Below are 24,567 nucleotides of genomic sequence, written 5' to 3' on the forward strand. Positions count from 1 at the left end.
GAGCTTAAGTTCAGTAGGTATTGTACTTTACTTTAAGTAGTCAGATCAAAAGGCGAAGTCCAAATTTTGTGTTTTGATTTCCAGTAGTAAATGATTGTAGCCCGGTAATTAATTAATCAAAATCATTTCAATTGTAAATTCCTCCACTTTCTCTTTCATAGAATGCTGGCTGATATTATTGAAAATCTGAGAAATTTAATTCACATGGGAAAAGTGACCTTTAAAATTGAGTTTTCAAACTATTTGGGCTATATACCAAAGATATGCATACTGTTTGTTTTTTTTATTGGGTTGGGTTCATGTGCAGGCAATCTTTTTGAGGATGAGGATTTCATTGATGATATCAGCATACAGTACCAGTCCCTTTCTTCCAAATATGGTAAAATCGGCATTTCTGATGCCGCCAATGATGGCATAGAGGAGTTTTACTTTCTTGCTCAAACTGTTGAAAAGCAACCAAAATTTAATGGAAAATTCAATCCGGATTTATCCCCAATTGTGGAAATAAGTGATGATTTTGATTTCAAAGTGATTCATCAAAGATTCACTTTAAATGAAAATGGGGAAAGTAAAGTTAAGATTGACAGGCAAGGGGAATTCTATTTTGTGAATTGGAACACACTTCAATCAAAACCTACAAAAGGAAAAATTTATAGAATCAGGGTTAGGGTAAATGACAATATCCTCGGTTTCGCAGATTTTGCGATCATATCAAACAATGCCAGAGAACCAAACAGTAACATCCAAACCCTGAGGCTAAATGAAAATTTGAAGGTAGCCTTCAGGATTGAGCAAAAAATATGTCCTGCAAAAATTGAATTGTCACCCAATGAAGCGACTGTAATGGTCTCCGGTAAGCAGCAATATGAGGCTACAGTCTACAATTATTATGGAGAAGTCCTGGAAAATCAAAAAATTAACTGGTCCGTTTCGGATGAGGAAATTGCTTCAACAGATCAAAATGGACTTGTGGTTGGGAAGAAATTTGGATTTTCAGCTGTTAAAGCTACTGCAAATGATGTTTCGGCAACCGCTTTTATTTTTGTTCAAGAAAATGACGAATCCCCCCGTCCTGGCAAGGATATCGTTGTATTCAATGATGTCAATCCTTTTTTTGACGAAGGAATAGAGAATCCCAATAATCAATTGATGGTCAAGAACCTTATCAATTTTTCTACGCCTGGGATAAGGAATCTTGGTACCAAAATCTGGTTTGATTGCGGCAGATCCTCTGCCCATCTGAAAGAAAACCCCATTCCTTGTGGTTCCTCAACACGTTATGATCCTTTAAGGAATTTAATTAGAAATGAAGGATTTGTATTGGAAGATATTTCCTCTTCAGCTGGCACATTGATTGACATTCCGATTGATGTAAAAGTAATTTTTTTATGGCTTCCAACTGTTCATTTCCACCTTGAAGAAATCAACACACTAAAGAAATTTGCAGAAGAAGGAGGAAGGATCATTTTCATTGGGGAGTGGGATGCATTCTATGGAAATCAGGGATTGGATGTAGAAAATAAATTTTTGATTAACATGGGAGCCTTTATGAGAAACATAGGCAAGGCAGTGGACTGTGGTTACAACACTCTCCCAAGCGCGTCATTGAGAGCCCATCCAATAACCAGGGGAATTGAAAACCTAACCTTCGCTTGTGCTTCGGCAATTGATTTGGGACCGAACGATTTTGCTTTGTTCTATGACAAATCGAACCGCTCTGTACTTGCAGGCGTCGCCCAAATCGAGACTCAGCCTATTTCTGAATTGGTTTCTATGGGAAATTTTGAAGGGTTGAATCTTAAAATCAAATCAAATTCCAAAAATACTGCTGGCTATTGATAACGGGAATTGAAAAAAATAACCCAATCATGATAAAATCTGCGATTATTTTAGTCGATTTTCTTAAAATGATAAAATGCCACCTTTTGCTTCCAATAGGCCTTTTAAATTGAGTTTTTATAAATATTTTTTGGGTTTTGGAAGGTAATTTTACTTTTAGAGCTTTCAGATTTTCGGTACGTTGTCGAAAATTTCATTTAAGACCGTTTCTTTATTCTGGGTAATCCTAATTTTTATTCCGTCAACCATTTCTATCGTTCCTCCTTCAGATTTCAATATTTTTTTTATATATATAGGATTGATTAAATGGGAGTGATGTATCCTGATGAAACCTTTTTGTGAAAAATAACCACATATTTCCTTGAGATTTCTAGATACTAACCTAACCTCAGTTTGTTTGGCATCATGAATATTGGGTGAGATTATTTTACAATAATTCCCATTTGCTTCACACCTTATAATTTCATAGATGTTCAGGATTTCAAAACCATTCAAAATGGGAATGGCAATTTTTGATACCATCATATTTTTTATCCTTTCCATGGTTTCATTAGGGTATGGATATTATATAAAAGCGGATTATTTAGAGGGCAATAATCCATTAAAAACCAAATAATTTTTAATCAAAACATTACAGATTCAAAACAGAGGTACTTTGTAATACTCAAGCAGACATATTTAATTTAACCAATCATCTTGGAAAAAAGTAATTCCCACTTTGATTAATTATAAATATATGAAATTAAAATGCTGAAAAAACTATTTGTGTAACATTTTTTTAGGGTTAAATAAATATTTAATATTTAAAAATGAATATTTTGAAGATTTTTTACACATTCAAAATAGGTAATGGTACCAAAAATGAAGGCAACTGTACATTGACCTGTCCCAATAAGGATTGTTTTAACCATTAATGGATTGGAATTTCTAATTTTATCATATCCATCAGGCTAAAAAACGATTTTACTTCATTCAACAACTATATCAAATTCTAACGTTTAATTTTTAAAAAAAATGAAAACCTATTTTAATTACTTAAAGTCTATTCCAAAATCTAATCTTTGGAAAATTCAGTTTTGGCTGTTTTTATCAGTTATTTTGGTAGCATGGTCATGTTCAGAAAGCATTTTTGACGATGAGGATATCAATAACGACATCGCAGTTTTATCTCAATCATTATCCTCCACTTTCGGTAAAATGGGTATATCCGATGCTGCAAATGGTGGCAATGTGGATGAATTTTATTTTTTGGCACCTACCATAGGCCAAGAGCCAAAATTCAATGGAAAGTTTAACCCAAATCTATCGCCAATAGTGGAAATCAGTGATGATTTCGAATTCAAGACTGTACTTCATTCATTTTCAAGGGAAGGATCAGGTTCAAATAAAATCATTTTAAATTCTGTAGAAGAGTTTTATGAAGCTCAATGGGATACTTCAAAATCAAGGGCGGAAAAAGGGAAAATATACCGGGTTAGGGTTCGAATAGGAGAAAAGGTTCTGGGTTTTGTGGATGTGGCTATAGTATCCAAAGAAACCAAAAAATTGGATAACAATATCGTACCATTGGTCGAAAAACAAACTCTAAGAGTTGTATATAGGCTTGAAGATAAAACATGCCCTGCCCGTATTGAAATTACACCAAAAGAAGCGACAATACTGGTAGATGGCGAGCAAAAATTTGAAGCAAAAGTGTATAATTTTTATGGAGAATTATTGGAGAATTTGAAAGTAGAGTGGTTTGTTTCAGAAGAAGAAGTTGCATCAGTAGACCAAAACGGTTTGGCAAAAGGTAAGAAATTTGGTTTGACCAAAGTTAGTGCAAAATTATTTGATGTGACTGGCTCTGCTGATTTGTTTGTGCAGGAGGCAATTGGCCCAAGACCCGGAAGAGATGTAGTGGTATTCAATGATTTTAATGTGTTCGATGAAATTAGGATGCAAAATCCTAACAATCAACTGTTGGTTAAAAATTTAATTAATTTTGAAACTATTGGAATAAGAAATTCGGGTGATAAAATTTGGTTTGATTGTGGAAGAAATTCAAGGTTTACCGTGATTGACACCCCTCCTGCCTGTGGTTCTTCACTTAGATTTAATCCTCTGAGGAATTTAATTCAAAATGAAGGCTTTGTAATTGAAGATATTTCTTCCACTGCAGGGACACTAGTATCTATACCTAAGGATGTGAAGGTATTATTTCTTTGGTTGCCGATGATCGCTTATACTGTCGCCGAAATTAATGAGATGAAAATTTTTGCTGAAGAGGGAGGAAGGATAATATTCATAGGTGAATGGGATGGTTTCTATACTAATGTCGGTTTATCTGTTGAAAATCAATTCCTTATCAATATGGGGGCCTTTATGAGGAATGTGGGGAATGCGGTTGATTGTGGAAATAATTTGCTTCCCCAATCTTCATTAAGGCCACATCCAATAACACGGGATATGACGAATGTGACTATTGCCTGTGCCTCGGTGATAGAACTTGGGCCAAATGATTTTGCACTTTATTATAATAGGGCAAATAACCAGGTATTGGCAGGAGTGGCACAAATAGATACTGCACCAATAACCGAATTAAAAAACAGCAGGCTTGATCCTGGGTTCCTTAATGCCCGTAGAAATGCCGAACTTGATTCTGAAAAATCTACAGGGTACTAAAAAGAACTTTAAGCTTAATCAAATCAACCTGAGGGAAATCAAATTTCCTCAGGTTTTTTTATTTTAGGGGAAAAGATTTTTATGGAGTAATTGACTTGTTACATTTGAAACCATATAAATTCAAAAAGAGTCTATGAAATTCCGACCCGTCTGTATCATTGCCATTTTGATTGGTTTGTTTACCTGTTGCACCCCATCTGCTGAAAAAAAAGCAAAAGCAATCATCGAAAAGTCAATTATTGCTCATGGGGGTGGTGAAACTTGGAAATCTTTAAATTCCTTTTCATTGGAAAAAGAATCTTGGCTATTTCTTGAAAATGGAGAGGTTGAAACACATTCGATCCAAAATCTTGAATTTAGGCATCAGCCATTTTTTGAAGCTAAAATTACTTGGAAAAAAGACAGCCTTGTCCACAAAGTGATTTTTGACGGGGTAAGGACTGGGTATTGGATGGGGGAAAATGAAATCCAAAATGAGGGCTTTTTGGCTAGTAAAAAAAAAGATATTGATGCAGCCTATTATGTATTGACAAAACCTTTTGACCTATTTGAACAAACCAAAAAATTAGAATATCAAGGCCTTAATTTATTGGAAGATGGGAGGGAAGTAGAAACTGTACAAGTGATTGACGGTGATCCAAATGATTGTGCCGTAGATATTTGGTGGTATTATTTTGATAAAGAATCTTATCAGATTATTGGCTACAAAGTCAAAACCAGTGATCATTTCAGTATGGTATATAACTTGGATTGGGATAATTCTACCGGGATCTTTTTTCCTAAAAAGAGAGAAAGCTATCGGGTGGATAGCTTGGGAAACCATTTATACCTGAGGGCGAAATATGAATTTAGAAACTATTCAAAAGAATAGTTTCTAAATTTTTGCCCTGCTCAGCGGCATTGTCATGCACCTAGGCCCGCCAAGGCCTCTTGAGAGTTCTGATGATGGTATTTCAAGGACTTCTACCCCCATATTTCTCAAAGCACGGTTGGTGTGGATATTTCTGTTGTAGGAAATCACCCTTCTTGGCCCTATTGCAAATACATTGGCACCGTCAAACCATTGCTCTCTCATAGAATAATCAGGTTTTCCGTCAGCTGTGGAAAGGATCTCAAGATGAGGAATTTCTTTTTCCAAAACTGTTAAAAGGGATTCATTCAAAACCTGTCTTTTGATATTTACTTTGTCGTCATGTATATCTTTCAAAGTGTAAAGTGAAGTCTGAAGGACAGAGTTTAGTGCATCCGGATAGGTCAATACAAGGTTTTCATCCAAGATCGTAAAAACAGTATCCAGATGCATATATTGTCTTTTTTTAGGTAAGTGAACTTCATAGACTCTTTCGACGCTTCCCTCAGCCAATAAGGCTTTGGCTACATGGTAAATAGCTTTTTCATCTGTCCTTTCAGAATTTCCGATGGCCACAGCATGTTTGGATAAAACAATTACATCCCCTCCTTCAATACTTGGCGGAGAATCATGACCGTTGATAGGATAGAGACGGTTTACATGGTCTTTGAAATCGACATGGTTTTCAAATATTGCCCTAAGAATATTGGCTTCCCTTTGTCTCCCTTCTTTTTTCATACTTGAGAAAATGATTCCTCCAGGCGTGATGGCCATTGGATCTCTTTGAAAATACAGGTTGGGACTTGGAGGAATGACAAATGCATAATCCAACAACTCGCCTGAGGACAGGTTTGGGATTTTCCGTTTGAGTTCATGGACTTTTACTCCTGCAGTCAATGCCGTTGCGCACTCAGCGGTGGACAATCGGTCAAGAATATGTTCCTTAAAATGGGTCAGACCGGATTTAGTCAAAGCGTCATGCATGAGTTTTTCCAATATCTCCCTGTTAGAGAGAACCTGAATCAACAATTCATGAAGCCTATACACCTGCGCTCCGGTGGTTTGTTTGATCAGGTCAGTAAAAAAATCATGCTCCTTTTGCATCGCCTCAAGATAAGGAACATCCTCAAATAGAAGTAATTCCTTATTGTAAGGGGTAAGCCGGTCAATTTCTTTTCCGGGACGGTGCATCAAAACCGCTTTCAAGGTTCCAAATTCTGAGTTGAGGCGTAGGTTCATTTACTTTAATGAATAGTATGTTTATTTGATAAATAATTAACAATTATATTTAATCATTATAAATTAATCAAAAAATAGCGTAAAAATTTAATAATATAAAAAAATGAGCATTAAATTTTTTATTGAGTTGGTTAGTTTTTTTATAAAAAGAAAAAGACCGAAAACATGTTTCCGGTCTTTAATTTAAATTCTTCCAATATCAAGAAAGCCACTTCTCTACATCCTCTTTTGTAGGGTTAGAAACTTCTAGTTTCAGTTTCTTTCTCCTTCCACAAACATCATTAAAGAGCTTGTTTGGATCCATTTCCTTCAACTGCTCGATGGTTTGGATATTCATGTCCCTGATTACAGGCAGCAATCCGATTGGGATGCCCAATTCCATAAAATCCTCATCTGAAGCAATTTTCAATTTCTTTTCAGGCCTCATTTGCGGAAAAAATAGGACTTCCTGTATGGTGGTTTTGTTTGTCAGCAACATCGTGAGTCTGTCTATTCCGATTCCCAAACCAGATGTCGGAGGCATGCCGTATTCCAAAGCACGGAGAAAATCCTCATCCATGGCCATGGCTTCATCGTCACCTCTTGCCGCCAATTTTAATTGATCTTCAAACCTTTCCCGCTGAACGATCGGGTCATTCAATTCCGAATAAGCATTGGCGATTTCTTTTCCATTGACAAATAACTCAAATCGTTCCACCAATCCTTCTTTGGATCTATGTTTTTTGGCTAAGGGTGTCATTTCTACAGGATAGTCGGTGATATACGTTGGTTGTATCAGATTGGCTTCCACTTTTTCGCCAAATATTTCATCAATCAATTTGCCTTTACCCATACTGTTGTCCACCTGAATGCCCAGATCTAGACAGACCTGCCTAAGACCTGATTCATCCATTTCGCTCACATCAATTCCTGCATATTCTTTAATGGAATCAAACATAGTCAGCCTTCTGTATGGCCCGGCAAAATCAATCTCTTTGTCAGCTACTTTGACGACAGTAGTACCATGGATCGATTGGGTGATTTTTTCAATCAAATCCTCCACCATTTCCATCATCCAGATGTAGTCTTTATAGGCTACGTAGATTTCCATGCTGGTGAATTCGGGGTTGTGGGTACGGTCCATTCCCTCGTTTCGGAACATTTTACCAAACTCATAAACACCTTCAAAACCACCGACAATCAATCTTTTGAGGTACAATTCATTGGCAATCCTCAGGTAAAGAGGCATATCCAGGGTATTGTGGTAAGTATTGAACGGACGTGCTGCTGCCCCTCCATGTACCTGCTGCAAGATGGGAGTTTCCACTTCAAGCCATCCGTGGTCATCAAAGTAACGGCGCATATTGGTAATGACCTTTGACCTTGTTACAAAAACCTCTTTCACTTCAGGATTGACCGTAAGGTCCACATACCGCTGTCTATATCTCATCTCAGGATCTGTAAAGCCATCATAGATATTCCCTTCTTCATCTCTTTTGACGACAGGAAGGGGTTTGATGGACTTTGAAAGAATCTTCAAATCTGTGACGTGGAGAGAAATCTCGCCCGTTTGGGTTGTAAAAATATAGCCTTTCAGACCAATAAAGTCACCAATTCCCAAAAGTTTTTTGAATACTGTGTTGTAAAAAGTCTTGTCATCACCGGGACACAAGTCATCCCTTCTGAGATAAATTTGAAGTCTTCCTGTTGAATCTTGGATTTCAGCAAAGGAAGCGGAACCCATGATTCTTTTGGTCATCAATCTCCCTGCAATGGAAATGTCTTTATAGTCAGTTTTTCTGTTTTCGTAGTTTTTGTGAATATCTTCTGTTGTCACGTTGACAGGGAATGATTCAGCAGGGTAGGGGTTAATACCCAACTTCATCAATTCTTCCCGGTCTTTTCTTCTTTCTAATTCCTGTTCGCTTAATACCTGCATTTCTCTATTTGTTCAGTTCAAATAATTTTTAACCAATAACCAATAACCAATAACCAATAACCAATAACCAATAACCAATAACCTCTATTTCTTAGCCGCTTTTCGTCTTGCCATTTCCCTTTTGACCAGATCAAATTCCCTGCTGCTTTGGCCGGCAACCGAGGTGTTTTCTTCTGCCCTTCGGGATAGGTAAGGCATTACTTTTTCTACCGGTCCATAAGGGACGTATTTCACTACATTGTAGCCTGCCTTTGCAAGGTTAAAGGAAATGTTGTCACTCATACCATATAGCTGAGCAAAATAAACACTATCATCAGAAGGGTTGATTCCATATTTAGAGATCAATTCCGTCAAAAGATAGTTGCTTTTTTCGTTATGGGATCCGGATACCAAGCCCATCGATTTGATGTTTTCCATGCAAAATTCAAGGGCGGCATTATAATCCTTGTCTGAAGATTCTTTGGTTGGTTGGATCGGGCTTGGATATCCCTTTTCTGCGGCACGGTCTCTTTCCTTCTCCATATATGCTCCCCTGACTAATTTAGCGCCTAGCAAATATCCTTTTTCCAAGGCAACCTTATGGTCTTTTTTCAATTTTGCAAGTGAATCATGCCGGTACATCTGGTATGTATTGTATACAATGCAGGATTGCTTGTTGTATTTTTCCATCGCTTCATAGGCCATTCCATCGATCACATCCTGGAACCAAGATTCCTCCGCATCTATCAATATTTTGGTATTTGCAATATAGGCCGCTTTGCAAAGCTCATCAATCCTGATTTTGAGTTTATCGAATGAAGTCTTCTCCTTATCATTTAAAGTTTTACCATCTTGGATTTTGGTCATGATCTCAAAATCACCAAGTCCTGTGACTTTAAATACGGCAAAAGGAATATTTTCATCACCGGCGGATCTTTCTATAGTCCTTAGGATCTCATTTTTTGTAACTTCATAACTCGCTTCATCGCCTTCTCCTTCTACAGAATAGTCGAGGATGGTATGGATATGATATTTGGCCAATTCTTCTAATGCATGCTGACAATCATTGATGTCTTCTCCTCCGCAGAAATGTCCAAACATTGTTTTTTTCATGATTCCCTTGATGGGGAGGCCAAGGGCAAAAGACCAGTTGGCAAGCTTGGTTCCAACACTTACAGCTAGATTGTTGTTGACTGTAGCGAAAATCAGGTACATTTTTTTTAGCTCAGCATTGGATTTTGAAGCAAAGGCAACTTCAAGATTTTCAAAAGAAATATTGGGTTTGACAGGCATATAACTCAAATTACGGGGCAAATATATTAAAAAAACCTCATGGGGTAGGGGAATGTTTTGTTATTTGATGCCATATATAATGGAGTAAATTACAAAAACCTGATTATGAATGTTTGGATATATGAATATCCAATAATCAGCGAAAAAGCCAATTTGATTTCATCTTTTTCAAACCCCAATGCAAAATTATATTTTGAAATATACTTATTTTCTGATTGTACTTATTGAATTCTTAATGGTTCGTCTGATTTTTGAATAAAGAGTAAGAAATTATTTATAAATTAATTTGTTTTTAAAAAAGAGGCTCTTACTTTTGAAACATGTTAATCGCAGCATTCGCCTTCTTTAGCTTTTATTACTTTTACTTTCGTCTTCAAAGCCGAATCGGAGTTGCTTATTGTCTAGAAAAAATCTAAAAAATCATAAAGCAAAAAAAGCCCGGTTCGAAAGAGTCGGGCTTTTTTTATTAAACCTATCAAATCATGAAAGACCATTTACAAATCAAAGACTGGGGATTCGGAATAGAAGGCCATGTCATCATCGCAGGACCTTGTAGTGCTGAAACTCCTGAGCAGATCGAAAAAGTCTGCCTGGACATGAAAAAAGAAAACATGGTTCCTGATATGTTCCGCGCAGGAATCTGGAAACCTAGAACGAGACCGGGAAGCTTTGAAGGAATAGGTGAAGAAGGTTTGAAATGGATGGAAATTGTGAGGCATCACCTCAATATCCCCATCACAACCGAGGTTGGTAATGCTGCTCACGTGGAATTGGCATTGAAACACAAAGTCGATGTACTTTGGGTAGGAGCCAGAACTACTGTCAATCCATTTGCAGTACAGGAAATCGCCGATGCGCTCAAAGGAGTGGACATTCCTGTGATGATCAAAAACCCAATGAATCCAGACTTGCAGCTTTGGATCGGTGCTTTGGAAAGAATGCATGCAGTCGGAATCAATAAATTGGCGGCAATCCACAGAGGATTTTCTGATTCTTATGACAAAAGATTCAGAAACAAGCCTAATTGGTCAATGCCTATCCACCTTAAAAGAGAGTGGAAAGGAATGGAAGTGATCAACGACCCGAGTCATATTGTAGGTAACAGAGAAGGGATCTTGGAAACAGCCCAAAGAGCAATCAATTTTGGTCTTGATGGTTTGATGATTGAGACTCACCATGATCCGGATAACGCCTGGTCTGATGCCAAGCAGCAGGTTACGCCAAAAAGATTGAAAGAAATCCTTTCTTTAATTGATTTCAAAGATACCCTAGGAAGTGAAAACCCTGGAGAAAGATTGAATGATTTGAGATCTGCAGTTGATCATTTGGACGATCAATTGTTGGATATTTTACAGGAGAGATTTTCCTTGATCGATCAAATCGGTGCCTATAAAAGAGAACATCACCTTACTGTATTCCAATCAGATAGGTGGAAATTCGTCATGGAATCTCGTACCCAGAAGGGTGTTCAGAAGAACCTCTCAGAGAAATTCATGAAAGAATTGCTTTACTGTATTCACGAAGAATCGGTAAAAAGACAAGAAAAGCAATTGAGAGAAGCTGATGCCGTGAAAAAGTAAGAAGTCAATAAGAGGTAAGAGGTTTCAAGAACTTCTTACCTTTTACTTCTCACCTGATATTTTGATTTTCAGTTCCATTTATACAATTAATCTCACCTATTTTGGAGTCAGTAATATTTTCCAACAACATCTCGCTTGATTTGAGTAAGTTTCTGGACCAGGTTGAGTATTCTCATTTGGGAGTGATCTCCGACTCCAATACCGCAAAATTCTGCTTTCCGATCATAGAGCAGCTCTTGCCGGATGGGTACAGACATTTTTCTTTTGAAGCCGGTGAAACCAACAAAAATCTAAATACCTGTACACAGATCTGGCAATGGATGACTGATGAAGGCTTTGACAGAAAAGCTTTGATCATCAATCTTGGTGGAGGAGTAACCGGGGACATGGGAGGTTTTTGTGCGGCAACTTACAAAAGAGGAATCCGATTTATCAATATTCCGACAACTTTGCTCTCTCAGGTGGATGCAAGTGTCGGAGGAAAATTGGGGATTGATTTCAATGGTTTCAAAAACCACATAGGCGTATTTACCCAACCAGAACTCGTTTTGATTTCTGAAATTTTTCTCCAAACCCTTCCTCATGAAGAACTCCGGTCGGGTTACGCTGAGGTTTTGAAGCACGGCTTGATCCAAAATGCCAACTACTTTTCTTGTTTAAAAATCAGTGATTGGGAAAAGCAAAATTGGCGAGAAATCATTGAAAAATCTGTTCAGATCAAAAGGGAAGTGGTAGAAAAAGATCCCAAAGAAGCGGGATTGAGAAAAATTTTGAATTTTGGACATACCATCGGACATGCTTTCGAGTCATTTTACCTCAATACAGATAAACATTTACTGCATGGTGAAGCCATCGCGGTAGGAATGATTTGCGAAGCTTATCTTTCCCACAAAAAATCAGGATTGCCAAAAGAAGACCTTCAGACCATCACTGATGCCTTGACTGAAATTTACGGGGTTTTTCAGTTTTCCGAAGTTGATATCGATGATATCATCAAATTGTGCAGTCAGGATAAAAAGAATGAAGGATCAACGGTAAACTTTTCACTTTTGAGAAGAATAGGCAATTGTGATTACAACATCAAAGGAACAGCCGAAGAAATCAAAGAAGCCATTTTATATTACCACTCATTAACCTCCCACGTACCATTAAACCAATGAATCAAACCTTGGAAACTTTATTTCTAAGCCAGATTAGTGCTTTTCAACTTACAGTCATCCCGCTTCCATCTTCCAAAAGTGAAAGCAACAGGGCTTTGGTCATCGATGCGCTTACAGAAGGTGAGAACAAACTGAGCAATCTTGCCGAAGCGCGTGATACACAGACCATGATCAGGTTGCTTGGAGAAAATCCGGCAATCTTTGATGTTTTGGATGCCGGTACGACCATGCGGTTTTTGACTGCTTTAGCTGCTGCAACCAACCAGAATAAGGTCATGACCGGAACGCCTCGTATGTGTGAAAGGCCAATCGGTATTTTGGTGGATGCATTGAGAGAAATAGGTGCGGAAATCCATTACATGAATAAGGAAGGTTTTCCACCTTTGGCCATTCATGGCCTGAAAGAACAAAAAACTAATAAAATCACTATCCGGGGAGACGTCAGTTCCCAATACATTTCAGCACTGTTGATGATTGCGCCGGTACTTCCTATGGGACTCGAATTGGAACTGACAGGAAAAATCGGATCGAGGACATATATAGAAATGACCCTTGAACTCATGGGTGCTTTTGGCATAAAGTATACTTGGGAAGGAAATTTCATCAAAGTTTCCCATCAAGCTTATCAACCTACCCAATTCAATGTCGAAAGTGATTGGTCGGGAGCAAGTTATTGGTTCAGTTTACTGGCATGTTCAGATGAAGGAGAATTGTTTTTGGAAGGCCTGAAAGAAAACAGCCTGCAAGGAGATTCCAAAATCGTGGACATCATGGACAGGCTAGGTGTCAAAAGTGAATTTCAAAATGGTGGGGTCAAACTCACCAAACAACCTGTCAAAGGACTTGATTCATGGGATTTTACACATTGCCCGGATCTTGCACAGACAGTAGCTGTGACTTGTGCGATCATTGGTCAAAAGACAAAATTTACAGGATTGGAAAGTTTGAGGATCAAGGAAACTGATAGGATTTATGCTTTGCAGCAAGAATTAGGAAAGTTCAATGCCCAACTCAAAGAAGGAGAAAATGAAGTGTTTACCTTGATTCCTTCCGTGACAATGCCTCATGAGGTCCATATCCACACCTATGATGACCACAGGATGGCCATGGCATTTATGCCGCTGATGACCAAAACAAAGGTGATCATCGAAGACCCTAGCGTTGTCAACAAATCCTATCCGAGTTTTTGGAAGCACGTTTCCTTAATAGACAATAGACAATAGACAAAAGACTTCGATACTATTGTCTCAAATCTCACATCTCCAGTCTCATATCTCTTTTGAAAAATGAAAGGCACCTATACCATCCTTCTTTTGATCCTTTCCAATACCTTTATGACCATGGCTTGGTATGGACACCTGAAGTTCAAAGACCTGAAATGGTTTGAAAATCTTGGGTTGATCTCGATCGTTTTGATCAGTTGGGGAATCGCTTTCTTTGAATACATTTTTCAGGTTCCTGCCAATAGGATAGGGTTCAGAGAAAACGGAGGGCCTTTTTCTTTGGTAGAATTAAAAGTGCTTCAGGAAGTTATCACTTTGGTGGTATTTATGATTTTCACTTTGGTATTTTTCAAGAATGAAACCATCAAACTAAACCATATCATCGGATTTGGATTTTTGGTGCTTGCGGTTTATTTTATTTTCAAAAAATAGCTTATGAAAGTCGCCATTCAAGGTATTCCAGGTTCTTTTCACCATCAGGTTGCGCTCAATTATTTTGGGGAGGATACTGAAATCGAGGGTTTTAGGACTTTTGAGGAAGTGGCCAAGGCGGTGCAAAGAGGAGAGGTTCCTTACGGTGTCATGGCGATCGAGAACTCCATTGCAGGCGCCATTCTCCCAAATTATGACCTGATCGACAGGCACGAATTACATATTTTTGAAGAATACTACCTACCGATTTCCCACAACCTCATGGTTTTGCCGGGGCAAAAAATTACTGATATCAAGGAGGTAAAATCCCATCCTATGGCTTTACTTCAGTGCAAGCGCTTTTTTGAGGATTATCCTGACATCAAATTGATCGATGATGTGGATACGGCTACTGTTTCCAAGCGGATTTCGGATGAAAAAATCAAAGGCTTGGGTGCAATTGCGAGCTCGACAGCAGCAGAAATCTATGGTTTGGAAATCCTGGCCGATGACATTCAGACGATCAAAAACAATTTTACACGTTTCATTCTCCTGCAAAAAGACAAACCGCAGCAAACTGAAAAACCCAATAAAGCCTCATTCAAAATCACAATCAGAAATGAAAAGGGAAGTCTTGCCAAGCTCCTGACTTTGCTGAGTGACAATGACCTTGACTTGAGTAAAATCCAATCCATTCCGGTTATAGAAAATCCCTGGCACTATGCGTTTTTCATTGATGCGCAATTTGACGATTACGCCAAATACCTGAAGGCCATCGACGCAGTCAATCAAAATGGGGGAGAAGTGAAGATTTTTGGTGAATATGTAAGCAGGAAATAAGATGAAGGGATTTTCCAAACGGACAGATAGCATTCAGGAATATTATTTTTCTCAAAAACTCAAAGAGGTCAACCAACTGCGGGAAGAAGGAAAGCCAATCATCAACATGGGAATTGGAAGTCCGGACCTTCCGCCTCATCCTTCTGTCGTAGATTCTTTGCACCAGTCTTCTTTGTTGCCAACGAGCCACGGCTACCAAGGCTATCAGGGAATTCCAGCTTTGAGAAACGGCTACGCTGATTTTCACCAAAAACATTATGGGGTTTCCTTATCAGCCGATACGGAAATATTGCCCCTATTGGGTTCAAAGGAAGGTATCATGCACATTTCCATGACTTTTTTGGACGAGGGAGATCAGGTTTTGGTACCAAATCCCGGTTACCCAACTTACACTTCTGTAACCAAATTGCTTTTGGCGGAAGCGGTTTATTATGACTTAAAATCAGAAAATGGTTGGTATCCTGATTTTGATGAACTCGAAAAAATGGACCTAGGCAAAGTCAAACTGATGTGGGTCAATTATCCGCATATGCCCACAGGAGCAAAGGCTGATTTGAAGGTTTTTGAAAGGCTGATTGCGTTTGGGAGAAAGAATCACATCATCATCGTCAATGACAATCCCTACAGCTTTGTTTTGGAGGATAATCCAAAAAGTATTTTCCAGATTGGAGGAGCCAAAGAAGTAGCTTTGGAACTCAATTCCCTCAGCAAGACCTCCAATATGGCTGGTTGGCGGGTTGGTTTTGTCGCAGGTAAGCCTGAATGGATCTCTGCCATTACCAAAGTAAAAAGCAATATGGATTCAGGAATGTTTCTCGGAATCCAACAAGGCGCCATTGCAGCCATGTCATTGGGAAGGGATTGGTATGGGGGACTGAATGAAATTTATTCCAAAAGAAGAAAACTGATTTGGGAATTGGCAGAAAAATTGGGTTTGGAATTTGAAAAGGACACAGCAGGCATGTTTGTATGGGCTAAATTGCCTAAGGGAAAAACATCTGATGAATTGGTAGATAACCTACTTTACGACAAATCTATTTTTGTGACACCCGGACATATTTTCGGAACACAAGGGGAAGGTTTCATAAGATTTTCACTTTGTGTCGAAGAGGAATCCATCAAAGAAGCAATAAATCGATTATCATAAACACATCACCCACATACATCATCAACAAATGAAAAAAATTCACATCATCGGTTTGGGTCTTTTGGGAGGGTCATTTTCCCTAGCCTTGAAGCAGTTAAAGCCGGAAATCCATTTTACAGGATTTGATTCCAATTCGCAAAACCTCCAGGATGCCCTGACTTTGGGGATCATAGATGAAGCCAAAGAAAAGGCCGATGCCGACACAGATATCATCGTTTTGGCAACGCCTGCAAATACTTTATCTGAATTGCTGGTCAAAACTCTTGATGAGATCTCTCCCGAAACTTTGGTGATGGATTTTGGATCAACCAAAGAATTGCTTTGTCAGGCGGTATCAGAACATCCCAAAAGAGAACATTACCTCGCCGGCCACCCGATCGCAGGAACAGAATATTCCGGTCCTAAAGCAGCCAATGCAGACCTGTTGGACAGAAAAGTTTTTATCATTTGCGAAATGGAAAAGACAGACATCCACTTGAAAGCCAAAGCCTATGAGGTATTGGAAGCCCTCAATATGAAGCTGCGCTTCATGGATCCTGAAGAGCATGACAAACATCTCGCTTTCGTTTCCCACCTGTCGCACATCACTTCGTTTATGTTGGGCAAGACCGTCCTGGATAAAATGGAAGATGAAAAAAACATTTTTGACATGGCAGGAAGTGGATTTGCTTCGACGGTCAGGTTAGCAAAAAGTTCACCGGGAATGTGGGCACCCATCATGCAGGAAAACAAGAAAAATATCCTTGAGGCCATGAGCTTGTACATATCCAACCTTTCCAAATTTCGAGATAAAATCATTGCAGATGACTACGAAGGATTGTACCACGAAATGGAAAAAACCAATAAAATCAAGGATATCCTGGATTTGGAAAAATAATTAAGTTTGCAGTATTCAGTCTCAGTTTGCAGTTTCCACTGCCAACTGTTTTTTTCTGATTACTGATTACTGAAAAAAATTGGCCGAAATTTTGAACCCTCCGTACAAGACTTAAAAACCAATATTATGAAAAAGCTACTATTTGCATTGCCGTTTTTATTCCTGTTTGGACCTGCCTTTGCGCAGGAAAACATTCCACTCATTCAAGTCGAAGGAACAAGCGAACTCAGCATTATGCCGGATGAAGCGTTGATGTTTATCAACCTCTCAGAAAAAGCATTGAAAGTTTCCGATGCCACCAATGCGCTGAACAAGAAGACAAAATCAATAGAGGATGCCCTTAAAAAAACCAAGGTGAGCGGTTACACTTTTACGGTTGACAATTATTTTGTCAATGTCAACAGGGTTTATTCCAATAACTCTTCCAAAGACAGTGGCTATGTTGCTGCCCAAACCATTAAAGTCAGGGTAAAAATTGCAGAACAGAATTTGGTAAAAATCACTGAAGCATTGCATCAGACGACAGATATGACTTACAATGTGCAGTTTCAGGTTTCGGATGCCTTGAGAAAATCATCTGCTTCTAAATTGCTCGAACTCGCCATTTCTGATGCAAAATCAAAAACAGAGGTAATTGCAAAATCATTGGGGTTGTCTAAACTCCAAGTCCATAATGTCACCTATACCTCAGGAAATAACAACTACATGCCCGTCATGCGTAATGCCAAAGCCATGTTGGCCATGGATACGAGTGAATCATACCAAGAACCGACTTTCAGTCTTGAGGAGCAAAAGCTCAATGACAGGGTGATGGTTTCTTTTTCATTTTCAAAGTAGAAATAAGAAAAAGTAAGAATATCAAAATTGAAAGCCACTGCTGAAAGGTATCAATCCTTTTGGGCGGTGGCTTTTCTGTTGATGATTTTATAGCAGTTTCTTAACAGCCCCTTCATCTCTTTTATTTTTCTTCTGTTTAGTATTGGTAAACAAAAATCCAGTTCCAATGCTGACATTCCTATTCCTTTTTTCCTTCCTGTTTCCAAATATTTCGGTTCTACCTTCTGATTCCATCCCAAAACCCGCTAAAGAATTCTGGTTTTGGAATCAATATGACCTACCAAGAAATGCAGCCACAAAACCCTTTGATGAAACCGTTTATTTGAAAGATTTTCAAAAATTTGGTGCAGGTTTTTCTGACTCATCAAACAGCCTGAATCAACCGGTTTCTTCTATTTTTCAGCTGTTTGAAAACTTTTCTGTCGGTTTTTCCAAACCGTTTACTTTGGAGTTTTTGTTACTCACCCATGTCAATAATCCGGTTGGGATTTCTTGGGAATTTTGGAAAGAAGATGATTTGGAATTGGCTATTTCGGTATTTGATAAAAAAGTGACTACCGGCATGATGGAAAAAGGGATTTGGGAGGAAACAGGATTCAATTCCAAATCTTGGAAAAAATACTGGAACCATTACTTTCTAAACTTTGATGGGAAAAACGTTACACTTTTTGAACAAGGCGAAATGGTTTGGCAAAAGGAATTGGACAAAACATTGGAAGGAAGTCAGTTGATCTTAAAATCCTTTTTGGATAAGGAGCCTTATATGGAAGCCCATGATATTCTTAAGAAAGCGGCGATATATAACCAAGACCTCACAGAACAGGAAATAGCCGATATTTTTTCGAAAGTAGAAAAGCAAATCAGTGCAGGAAAGCTCTATTCTGACAAGTTCCATTTGATGGTAGGTCCATATCTCAATGATATTGGTGAGAATTCTGCCCAATTGGTTTGGGAAACAGATCGGGCCTCCAAAGCCATCTTGACCTATGGAGAAAAACTTCCCTTGGAAATGTCTAAGAATTTTGACTCAGGAAACGATCTCATCAGAACCATTACTTTAGAAAATCTGAATCCCGGGACAACCTATTTTTACAGGCTGGATTTGGAATCTGAAAGCGGAGAGAAATTATCTACTCAGGTTCTTTCTTTCCAAACAGCAAAGCAAAGAGGCAATCCTTTTCTTTTTGGAATCATCAGTGATACAGAAAGCAGACCGCAGGTCAATAACCAAGTTGCCCAACGACTTTGGGAAGAAAGACCTGATTTTTTGATTCATCTAGGGGATCTGACGGATGGTGGATGGAAAGATTCCAAGTTTGAGTGGACAATGGAATATTTTCAGGGAACGGGGGTTTTAACTTCAAGGATTCCCATTGCGACTGTTCCGGGAAATGGGGACGGAGACCTTCATTGGTACAAACAATACCATCCGCAATCAGGTGAAAAGGGCTTTTACCGTTTCGATTACGGAGACGCTTCCTTTTTTATGCTCAACAGCAATCCCCGAAAAGACCTTCAGAAAGGAGGAGAACAGTATGTTTGGCTAGAAAATGAAAGGGCCAAAAGTGGAGCAAAATGGAAATTTGTCGTGCTTCACCATGCACCTTATTCTGCAGATGAGGATGATTATGGCAATACCTGGAAGGAACCCGGAAATCAGGGTGATTCACAACTGAAAGACTTGATTTCACTGGTTGAAGCCAATGAAGTTGATATGGTTTTCTTCGGACATCTGCATACTTATATGCGGTCGCATCCTTTGAAAGGGGACAAAGTCGATTCTGAAAAAGGAACAATCTATGTGCAGGCAGGAGGATCTGGAGGCAACTTGGAGGACAATGCCCCTGCCAGAACCTGGTTTACCGCAAAAAATTACAGAGGACATCATTATTGTACCGTTCAAGTCGTTGGGGATTTTTTGGAACTTAGAACTTACAATCTGGAGGGTGGCTTGATTGATTCTTTCCAAATAAAAAAGTAAAATCAAGAGCTTATTCCATATTTTCAAAGAAATAAACAACGAGCATCCTTACTATTTCCTTTCCTTCATTGACGGGATTGTGCTCCAATCGTCCGTCAAAAAGCATGGAATCTCCTTCAAAAAGTTCGACGGTCTGATCACGGAAAATGTATTTGACTGTACCCTGAAGGATATATTTGAATTCAAACGCATCGGTGGTTACAAAATTTCTAACTGAACCGGGCAAGATTTCGAGCAAAACAAAATCGACTGCTCCTGATTTGATTTTTCTTGTGAAGATGCGCTCGTACTGATAGCCTGAAGCAGGTTCTTTTTCGAATTTGCTGTATTCTTCTTTCCTGAGAACCAAAACTGGAGCTTCCCTGCCATCGAGGCTAAGGTCATTGAAAAAGAAGTTCAGATCCACTTCCAGGGCTTTGATGATCTGCATCAGCACGAGCAGCGATGGGAGTGTCCTCGAGTTTTCAATCTGGGAGATCAGGCCCTTCGTGACGCCCGCCCTTTCAGCGATCTCTTGTATAGTAAGATTTTTATCTTTTCTGATGCTTTTGATCTTTTGGCTTATCTGAACCAAGATTTCGTTTTCCATGATGAAAAATAGCAGGATATCTAAATATACCCTAGTCCTTAACTGATTTTCTCCACCACCTCTTCGCCAAGGCCAAATGAAAGCGTCATTCCTGCTCCGCCCATTCCATTGACTATCCAGACTTGAGCATTGAATTGATGGATAAATTCAGTTGCTCCATTGGTCATTTTGGGATAAATCCCATGCCAGGAAGATTCCAAAGTCCAATCTTTGAAAGCCGCAAAAGTTTTCAAAAAATCAGTGATTTTTTTGTTGATATCCTCCCTGTCAAACGGATCCAAATGCCTGCCATACTCGTGGCTGTCACCAATCGTCAATTGGCCATTTCCATTTTGGGAAACCATCACATGGATACCGAGATCCAATAAATCAGGAAATTGTTCCTCATATACAGACTTGAGTTTGGCCAAAGAAGGAGCTACATGAAAACCTTTGTAATGGATAAAGCTCAGGCCTGCACAAAGAGGTGGTCCTATACGCCAATTCTCCGGTTGCTTGGCAAGGCGCATCATCTGAAGTTTACATTTGGTGATGGGAGTGGCATCAAAAATTTCGGGATATAGAGTTTCAAAATCTGCTCCACTGCAAACAAAAATTTGATCGGCTTCCCAAGTATTGGTCCCTGACCTGACTTTGTTTCCGTTGATTTCAGTGACTGCCTTATTCCATTCGAAGGTTACATTTTCTAGAGATTCAAGGAAAGCAGCTGTTTGCCAGATGGCCTCCCGGGGATCTACGATCATTTCCTCTTCGGTCCAAAGTGCACCTTTGAGTCCATTTACGATGGCAGCCTGACTTTTCTCTGCAGTCTGAGCGGGATTTAAATGAAAAGCAGATTTGATGCCCTGCATCGCAGCCACATATTCTTCGACAACCTGATTTTCCAATTCGGTATAGGCAAGGTGTAATGATCCGGTTTCTTCTGCCCAAAATTTTGCCTTCTTGCTCATTTCCAGCCAAATTGACCTTGATCGCATAGCCCTGTCAAAGGTTAGACCTTGTGCCTGTCCGACTGGCCATACCATTCCAAAATTCCGGATGGATGCACCAACGGGTTTGGGATTTCTTTCGATGACGGTGACTTTCCAACCTTTGTTTGAAAGTGCTCTGGTGATGGCCAATCCGACGATTCCTGAGCCAATGACGATTGCTGATGGTTGCATGATTTATATTTTTGAAGCCAAAGAAATGTTTTCAACGGTTCCCGACTCGTAGGTTTTTGTTTTTCTTTTAAAATACCATAATGTAAAAAGCATCATTCCAGTCCCGATACTCAGCATTACTAAGATGCCTTGGGTGTAGAAAAGGTGCCAACTCATATCCTTTAAAATACCAAACTGTTTGATGGTGACGATCCCCACCGAACCTAAATAACCGAAACTGTCTGCGAGGTACATCAGGAATCCCACATTTCCTGCTGACTTGAAAGAAGCGATCAACCTGTCAAACAACAGACAGTTGAATGGAATGTAGCCCATATAAATCCCTGTGCCGGTCAAGACAACCCAAAGAAAGGGTTGAATAATACCAACCTGTAGTAAAATGGTAGCACCGACGGCCATGACAAGTCCTGCAATGATGATCCAATGATACAGGAACAGCGCTTTTTGGTTGTTTTTGACCAAAACCAAAAGGGCCATCATGACCAAAAGAATTAGGGTAATCGGGATTTCTGTTTGTGTAAGTAGCTCAGGATTGACATTGATTCCCATTGTCTCCCATATTTCCACCGCAAAATTGTCTCTGATGTCACGGAGCGCGGTAAGCACCACATAGACCAACACAAGAATGATGATTCCCGGCTTGAAAGCATTGAAGAAATCAACTCTTTCTTTTTTGGACATAGGAGTCCGGACAGAACGCAAGGCCACGTCTTCATGATTGGGTGGAGGAGTCTGATTGAGCAAAATAACCGAAATCACAAGCAAAGGCATGAAAATTCCTCCTGTCCAAAATGGCATCCAAAGTTCGGAAATATGCCATTCGTCCATGAGGTACTTGCCTATTGTTTTGACCAATCCGGAGGAGAATACAAAACTGACAGCCAAGATACTGCCCATCATTTCAGTAAATTTTCTCCCTTCCAGGTAATGAAAAACCAATCCCCAAATCAATCCCAAGGGAAACCCATTGACCAAAAAACAAAGGATATTGAATGGTGCGGGTAGTACAGCAAAACCCAACAATCCCATCCACGAAATGCCGATCAATGTCAATATCAAAACCGCCCGTCTTTCAGGTTTGAGTTCTGAGATCATTTTGATACCATAGAATTTACTCGCCATGTAGCCAAAAGTCTGAGCCAATATCAGCCAGACTTTCAGGTCCATTCCCATAAATAACTCCCCCTCAAAAGTCGCCGCCGCAAAAGGTTTTCGGAAAGCATACATGCTGCTGTAAGTCAAAAAGGCCATCACTGCTGCAAACAAACTCATACTGAAGTTGCTGCTTTGGGCAAGTTTTTTTGAGACGAAAGGAAGTTGCAGCATGGGAGAAAAATAGAAATCTGAGTCGTTTTTTAAGGAACTCTCCAAGGGTTCCGAACCCTTGGAGAGTTTGGGAGACTTTGATTATTGGTCGATCAAATCCAGAATTTCTGTCAATGAATTGACGATGTGTGTAGGGTGATGCTTTAGCAGTTCTTCTTCTGAGAACGCTCCTGTGGTTACTGCTATATTCATCAGGCAACCTGTGTTGATTCCTTCATTGACATCGACTTCAGTGTCACCTATCTTGATGACTTCCTTGGGGTCCTTTATTCCTAGTTTTTCCATCATCACATGGATCATATCTGGAAAAGGCCTGCCTTTTTCCACTTCATCGCTACATACTGTGACGTCAATCAGCGGGGAGTTTTTCCAACCCACTCTTTCTAAAATTACATCTGTAATATCCCTGCTAAAACCTGTATCAAGGCCGATTTTAATTCCTTTTCTCCGAAGTGCATTGAATGTATCTTCCGCATCATCCATAGGCTCTATGCCGGGTGCATGACGGTAATATTCGATCATGTTTTGGACAAAATCCTCGTGTATGGCATCGATGAGATTTAAAGTAATGATTCCTTTATCCGATACATGGTTGGATAGAATATCACGGATGGCCAATGGCTTAGGATATCCCATCTTTTCGTTTGCCTCTGCCAATGTCACATTTTCAAAACCATGTTGGAGAAATGCATGCTGAAATGATCCTGCCACATTGCTATTGTCTTTTATGGTTGTCCCCGCGATGTCAAAAACTGCGAGTTTGATGGCTTTTTTCATTGGTGATATCTATTGATTTTGATGTTCTTGGTTTGAAATAAAGTGTTTAATTCTCATCCATTTGATTTATTGAATTAAACATAAGTTTAGCAAAAATAAACTTTGTGGAATTATTATTCAAAAAAAATACAATTACTATTCTGTTAACATTTAAGTCGCAATTGATGATTTAGCCTTAATCAATAAATAAATCATTAAATTACTCTTGATTTCAACATTTTTTTATTTAACCTTTTCTTAATTTAAATTCTATCGTGAATCGAATCGGATAGATTAATTTAGTATTTATAAACATTCAACAAAATGATGAATTCCCTTTCAAAGGAAGAAAGAGTCAAGATGGTTTTTGACTTGTATGAAAAATTTGGTCATGCGGATTATATCGGTGAACCCGTTTCCCAGATTGAACATATGTGCCAATCCGCCCAACTTGCCCAAAAAGAAGGTTATGACGACGAAGTGATTTTGGCAGCTTTTTTCCATGATTTGGGCCATTTGTTTGCCATGGATCGAGATCTTGAAAATATGGGAGGCTTTGGAGTAAAGAGGCATGAACAGATAGGCGCGGACTTTTTACGTGAAGTAGGTTTTCCTGAGAAAGTAGCCAAACTTGTTGAAAACCACGTGCAGGCAAAACGTTACCTTACTTTCAAATACCCGGAATATCTACAAAAACTTTCCGAGGCAAGCCTGATGACTTTGGGTTATCAGGGCGGTGTCATGACCTCCATGGAGGCCGGAAATTTTGAAAAAGACCCTTTGTTTGATCTTTCGCTAAAAATGAGAACTTGGGATGAATTGGCAAAGGAAGAAGAAATCCCAGTTCCGGATTTGGGATACCTTAAGGAAATGGCGCTGAAAGTGATCGATTGAC

General features: G+C 39.2%; 21 protein-coding genes. 13 read left to right on the forward strand and 8 right to left on the reverse strand.

Annotated features, from left to right (window positions below):
• The first annotated feature begins 204 nt into the window (after positions 1 to 204).
• Positions 205 to 1,839 (forward strand): Ig-like domain-containing protein, encoded by a 1,635-nt coding sequence (locus NK987_RS08125; RefSeq protein WP_259263443.1) that lies wholly within the window; start codon positions 205 to 207, stop codon positions 1,837 to 1,839.
• Between the two features lie 165 nt (positions 1,840 to 2,004).
• On the opposite strand, the gene NK987_RS08130 is transcribed toward NK987_RS08125, so the two are convergent.
• Entirely contained in the window at positions 2,005 to 2,382 is a 378-nt protein-coding gene (locus NK987_RS08130) for a LytR/AlgR family response regulator transcription factor (RefSeq protein WP_259263444.1), read from the reverse strand.
• 771 nt (positions 2,383 to 3,153) lie between these two features.
• On the opposite strand from NK987_RS08130, the gene NK987_RS08135 reads away from it, so the two are divergent.
• Both NK987_RS08135 and NK987_RS08140 read left to right on the forward strand, forming a co-directional pair.
• Positions 3,154 to 4,503 (forward strand): Ig-like domain-containing protein, encoded by a 1,350-nt coding sequence (locus NK987_RS08135; protein ID WP_259263445.1) that lies wholly within the window; start codon positions 3,154 to 3,156, stop codon positions 4,501 to 4,503.
• Between the two features lie 133 nt (positions 4,504 to 4,636).
• Complete coding sequence (locus NK987_RS08140) at positions 4,637 to 5,374, forward strand: hypothetical protein (RefSeq protein WP_259263446.1); 738 nt, start codon at positions 4,637 to 4,639, stop codon at positions 5,372 to 5,374.
• 3 nt (positions 5,375 to 5,377) lie between these two features.
• Here NK987_RS08140 and NK987_RS08145 read toward each other — a convergent pair whose 3' ends face one another.
• The 3 genes from NK987_RS08145 to NK987_RS08155 all read right to left on the reverse strand — a co-directional run bounded on the left by NK987_RS08145 (position 5,378) and on the right by NK987_RS08155 (position 9,782).
• Positions 5,378 to 6,592: an arginine deiminase gene (locus NK987_RS08145; protein ID WP_259263447.1), complete on the reverse strand. Its 1,215-nt coding sequence runs from the start codon at positions 6,590 to 6,592 to the stop codon at positions 5,378 to 5,380.
• A 199-nt stretch (positions 6,593 to 6,791) separates the two neighbouring features.
• Positions 6,792 to 8,510: a lysine--tRNA ligase gene (gene lysS, locus NK987_RS08150; protein WP_259263448.1), complete on the reverse strand. Its 1,719-nt coding sequence runs from the start codon at positions 8,508 to 8,510 to the stop codon at positions 6,792 to 6,794.
• A gap of 84 nt (positions 8,511 to 8,594) precedes the next feature.
• Positions 8,595 to 9,782, reverse strand: coding sequence for a proline dehydrogenase family protein (locus NK987_RS08155; RefSeq protein WP_259263449.1), 1,188 nt, complete (start codon positions 9,780 to 9,782; stop codon positions 8,595 to 8,597).
• A 482-nt stretch (positions 9,783 to 10,264) separates the two neighbouring features.
• Here NK987_RS08155 and NK987_RS08160 point away from each other — a divergent pair, with 482 nt between their 5' ends.
• The 9 genes from NK987_RS08160 to NK987_RS08200 all read left to right on the forward strand — a co-directional run bounded on the left by NK987_RS08160 (position 10,265) and on the right by NK987_RS08200 (position 19,838).
• Complete coding sequence (locus tag NK987_RS08160) at positions 10,265 to 11,362, forward strand: bifunctional 3-deoxy-7-phosphoheptulonate synthase/chorismate mutase type II (protein WP_259263450.1); 1,098 nt, start codon at positions 10,265 to 10,267, stop codon at positions 11,360 to 11,362.
• Between the two features lie 101 nt (positions 11,363 to 11,463).
• Complete coding sequence (aroB, locus tag NK987_RS08165; RefSeq protein WP_259263451.1) at positions 11,464 to 12,522, forward strand: 3-dehydroquinate synthase; 1,059 nt, start codon at positions 11,464 to 11,466, stop codon at positions 12,520 to 12,522.
• Positions 12,519 to 13,745: a 3-phosphoshikimate 1-carboxyvinyltransferase gene (gene aroA, locus NK987_RS08170; protein ID WP_259263452.1), complete on the forward strand. Its 1,227-nt coding sequence runs from the start codon at positions 12,519 to 12,521 to the stop codon at positions 13,743 to 13,745. The genes aroB and aroA overlap by 4 nt, the downstream gene beginning before the upstream one ends.
• Positions 13,746 to 13,808: 63 nt before the next feature.
• Entirely contained in the window at positions 13,809 to 14,177 is a 369-nt protein-coding gene (locus NK987_RS08175) for a DMT family protein (RefSeq protein ID WP_258422526.1), read from the forward strand.
• A gap of 3 nt (positions 14,178 to 14,180) precedes the next feature.
• Positions 14,181 to 14,996 (forward strand): prephenate dehydratase, encoded by an 816-nt coding sequence (locus NK987_RS08180; protein WP_259263453.1) that lies wholly within the window; start codon positions 14,181 to 14,183, stop codon positions 14,994 to 14,996.
• A 1-nt stretch (position 14,997) separates the two neighbouring features.
• Positions 14,998 to 16,143 carry a pyridoxal phosphate-dependent aminotransferase gene (locus NK987_RS08185; RefSeq protein WP_259263454.1) on the forward strand — a complete coding sequence of 382 codons (1,146 nt, stop codon included), beginning with the start codon at positions 14,998 to 15,000 and terminating at the stop codon, positions 16,141 to 16,143.
• A gap of 28 nt (positions 16,144 to 16,171) precedes the next feature.
• Entirely contained in the window at positions 16,172 to 17,020 is an 849-nt protein-coding gene (locus NK987_RS08190; RefSeq protein ID WP_259263455.1) for a prephenate dehydrogenase, read from the forward strand.
• A gap of 126 nt (positions 17,021 to 17,146) precedes the next feature.
• Positions 17,147 to 17,857, forward strand: a complete 711-nt coding sequence (locus NK987_RS08195; RefSeq protein WP_259263456.1) for an SIMPL domain-containing protein — start codon at positions 17,147 to 17,149, stop codon at positions 17,855 to 17,857.
• 166 nt (positions 17,858 to 18,023) lie between these two features.
• On the forward strand, positions 18,024 to 19,838 hold the full coding sequence (locus tag NK987_RS08200; protein ID WP_259263457.1) for a metallophosphoesterase family protein: 1,815 nt from the start codon (positions 18,024 to 18,026) through the stop codon (positions 19,836 to 19,838).
• A gap of 10 nt (positions 19,839 to 19,848) precedes the next feature.
• On the opposite strand, the gene NK987_RS08205 is transcribed toward NK987_RS08200, so the two are convergent.
• Genes NK987_RS08205 through NK987_RS08220 form a run of 4 tightly spaced genes read right to left on the reverse strand, consistent with a single transcriptional unit; the run spans position 19,849 to position 23,693 of the window.
• Positions 19,849 to 20,427, reverse strand: a complete 579-nt coding sequence (locus NK987_RS08205; protein WP_258422532.1) for a helix-turn-helix domain-containing protein — start codon at positions 20,425 to 20,427, stop codon at positions 19,849 to 19,851.
• 38 nt (positions 20,428 to 20,465) lie between these two features.
• Positions 20,466 to 21,590: a TIGR03364 family FAD-dependent oxidoreductase gene (locus NK987_RS08210; protein WP_259263458.1), complete on the reverse strand. Its 1,125-nt coding sequence runs from the start codon at positions 21,588 to 21,590 to the stop codon at positions 20,466 to 20,468.
• A 3-nt stretch (positions 21,591 to 21,593) separates the two neighbouring features.
• Complete coding sequence (locus NK987_RS08215) at positions 21,594 to 22,961, reverse strand: DUF5690 family protein (RefSeq protein WP_259263459.1); 1,368 nt, start codon at positions 22,959 to 22,961, stop codon at positions 21,594 to 21,596.
• Between the two features lie 36 nt (positions 22,962 to 22,997).
• The gene (locus tag NK987_RS08220; protein ID WP_258422535.1) at positions 22,998 to 23,693 is read right to left on the reverse strand and encodes an HAD hydrolase-like protein; all 696 of its coding nucleotides are present in this window, start codon (positions 23,691 to 23,693) and stop codon (positions 22,998 to 23,000) included.
• Between the two features lie 303 nt (positions 23,694 to 23,996).
• Between NK987_RS08220 and NK987_RS08225 the strand changes: the two genes are divergently transcribed.
• Positions 23,997 to 24,566, forward strand: a complete 570-nt coding sequence (locus NK987_RS08225; protein WP_258422536.1) for an HD domain-containing protein — start codon at positions 23,997 to 23,999, stop codon at positions 24,564 to 24,566.
• Position 24,567: the final 1 nt, after the last annotated feature.

Origin of the sequence: Aquiflexum gelatinilyticum (assembly GCF_024813435.1) — a bacterium.
GTDB lineage: Bacteria > Bacteroidota > Bacteroidia > Cytophagales > Cyclobacteriaceae > Cognataquiflexum > Cognataquiflexum gelatinilyticum.

Excerpts from the sequence above, each read along its gene's own strand:
- NK987_RS08200 (WP_259263457.1), top strand. The coding sequence starts at position 18,024 with ATGCTGACATTCCTATTCCTTTTTTCCTTCCTGTTTCCAAATATTTCG.
- NK987_RS08145 (WP_259263447.1), bottom strand. The coding sequence starts at position 6,592 with ATGAACCTACGCCTCAACTCAGAATTTGGAACCTTGAAAGCGGTTTTG.
- NK987_RS08175 (WP_258422526.1), top strand. The coding sequence starts at position 13,809 with ATGAAAGGCACCTATACCATCCTTCTTTTGATCCTTTCCAATACCTTT.
- NK987_RS08155 (WP_259263449.1), bottom strand. The coding sequence starts at position 9,782 with ATGCCTGTCAAACCCAATATTTCTTTTGAAAATCTTGAAGTTGCCTTT.
- NK987_RS08130 (WP_259263444.1), bottom strand. The coding sequence starts at position 2,382 with ATGGAAAGGATAAAAAATATGATGGTATCAAAAATTGCCATTCCCATT.
- NK987_RS08205 (WP_258422532.1), bottom strand. The coding sequence starts at position 20,427 with ATGGAAAACGAAATCTTGGTTCAGATAAGCCAAAAGATCAAAAGCATC.
- NK987_RS08190 (WP_259263455.1), top strand. The coding sequence starts at position 16,172 with ATGAAAAAAATTCACATCATCGGTTTGGGTCTTTTGGGAGGGTCATTT.
- NK987_RS08180 (WP_259263453.1), top strand. The coding sequence starts at position 14,181 with ATGAAAGTCGCCATTCAAGGTATTCCAGGTTCTTTTCACCATCAGGTT.
- NK987_RS08225 (WP_258422536.1), top strand. The coding sequence starts at position 23,997 with ATGATGAATTCCCTTTCAAAGGAAGAAAGAGTCAAGATGGTTTTTGAC.
- NK987_RS08140 (WP_259263446.1), top strand. The coding sequence starts at position 4,637 with ATGAAATTCCGACCCGTCTGTATCATTGCCATTTTGATTGGTTTGTTT.
- NK987_RS08210 (WP_259263458.1), bottom strand. The coding sequence starts at position 21,590 with ATGCAACCATCAGCAATCGTCATTGGCTCAGGAATCGTCGGATTGGCC.
- NK987_RS08195 (WP_259263456.1), top strand. The coding sequence starts at position 17,147 with ATGAAAAAGCTACTATTTGCATTGCCGTTTTTATTCCTGTTTGGACCT.
- NK987_RS08160 (WP_259263450.1), top strand. The coding sequence starts at position 10,265 with ATGAAAGACCATTTACAAATCAAAGACTGGGGATTCGGAATAGAAGGC.
- NK987_RS08220 (WP_258422535.1), bottom strand. The coding sequence starts at position 23,693 with ATGAAAAAAGCCATCAAACTCGCAGTTTTTGACATCGCGGGGACAACC.
- lysS (WP_259263448.1), bottom strand. The coding sequence starts at position 8,510 with ATGCAGGTATTAAGCGAACAGGAATTAGAAAGAAGAAAAGACCGGGAA.
- aroA (WP_259263452.1), top strand. The coding sequence starts at position 12,519 with ATGAATCAAACCTTGGAAACTTTATTTCTAAGCCAGATTAGTGCTTTT.
- NK987_RS08185 (WP_259263454.1), top strand. The coding sequence starts at position 14,998 with ATGAAGGGATTTTCCAAACGGACAGATAGCATTCAGGAATATTATTTT.
- NK987_RS08125 (WP_259263443.1), top strand. The coding sequence starts at position 205 with ATGGGAAAAGTGACCTTTAAAATTGAGTTTTCAAACTATTTGGGCTAT.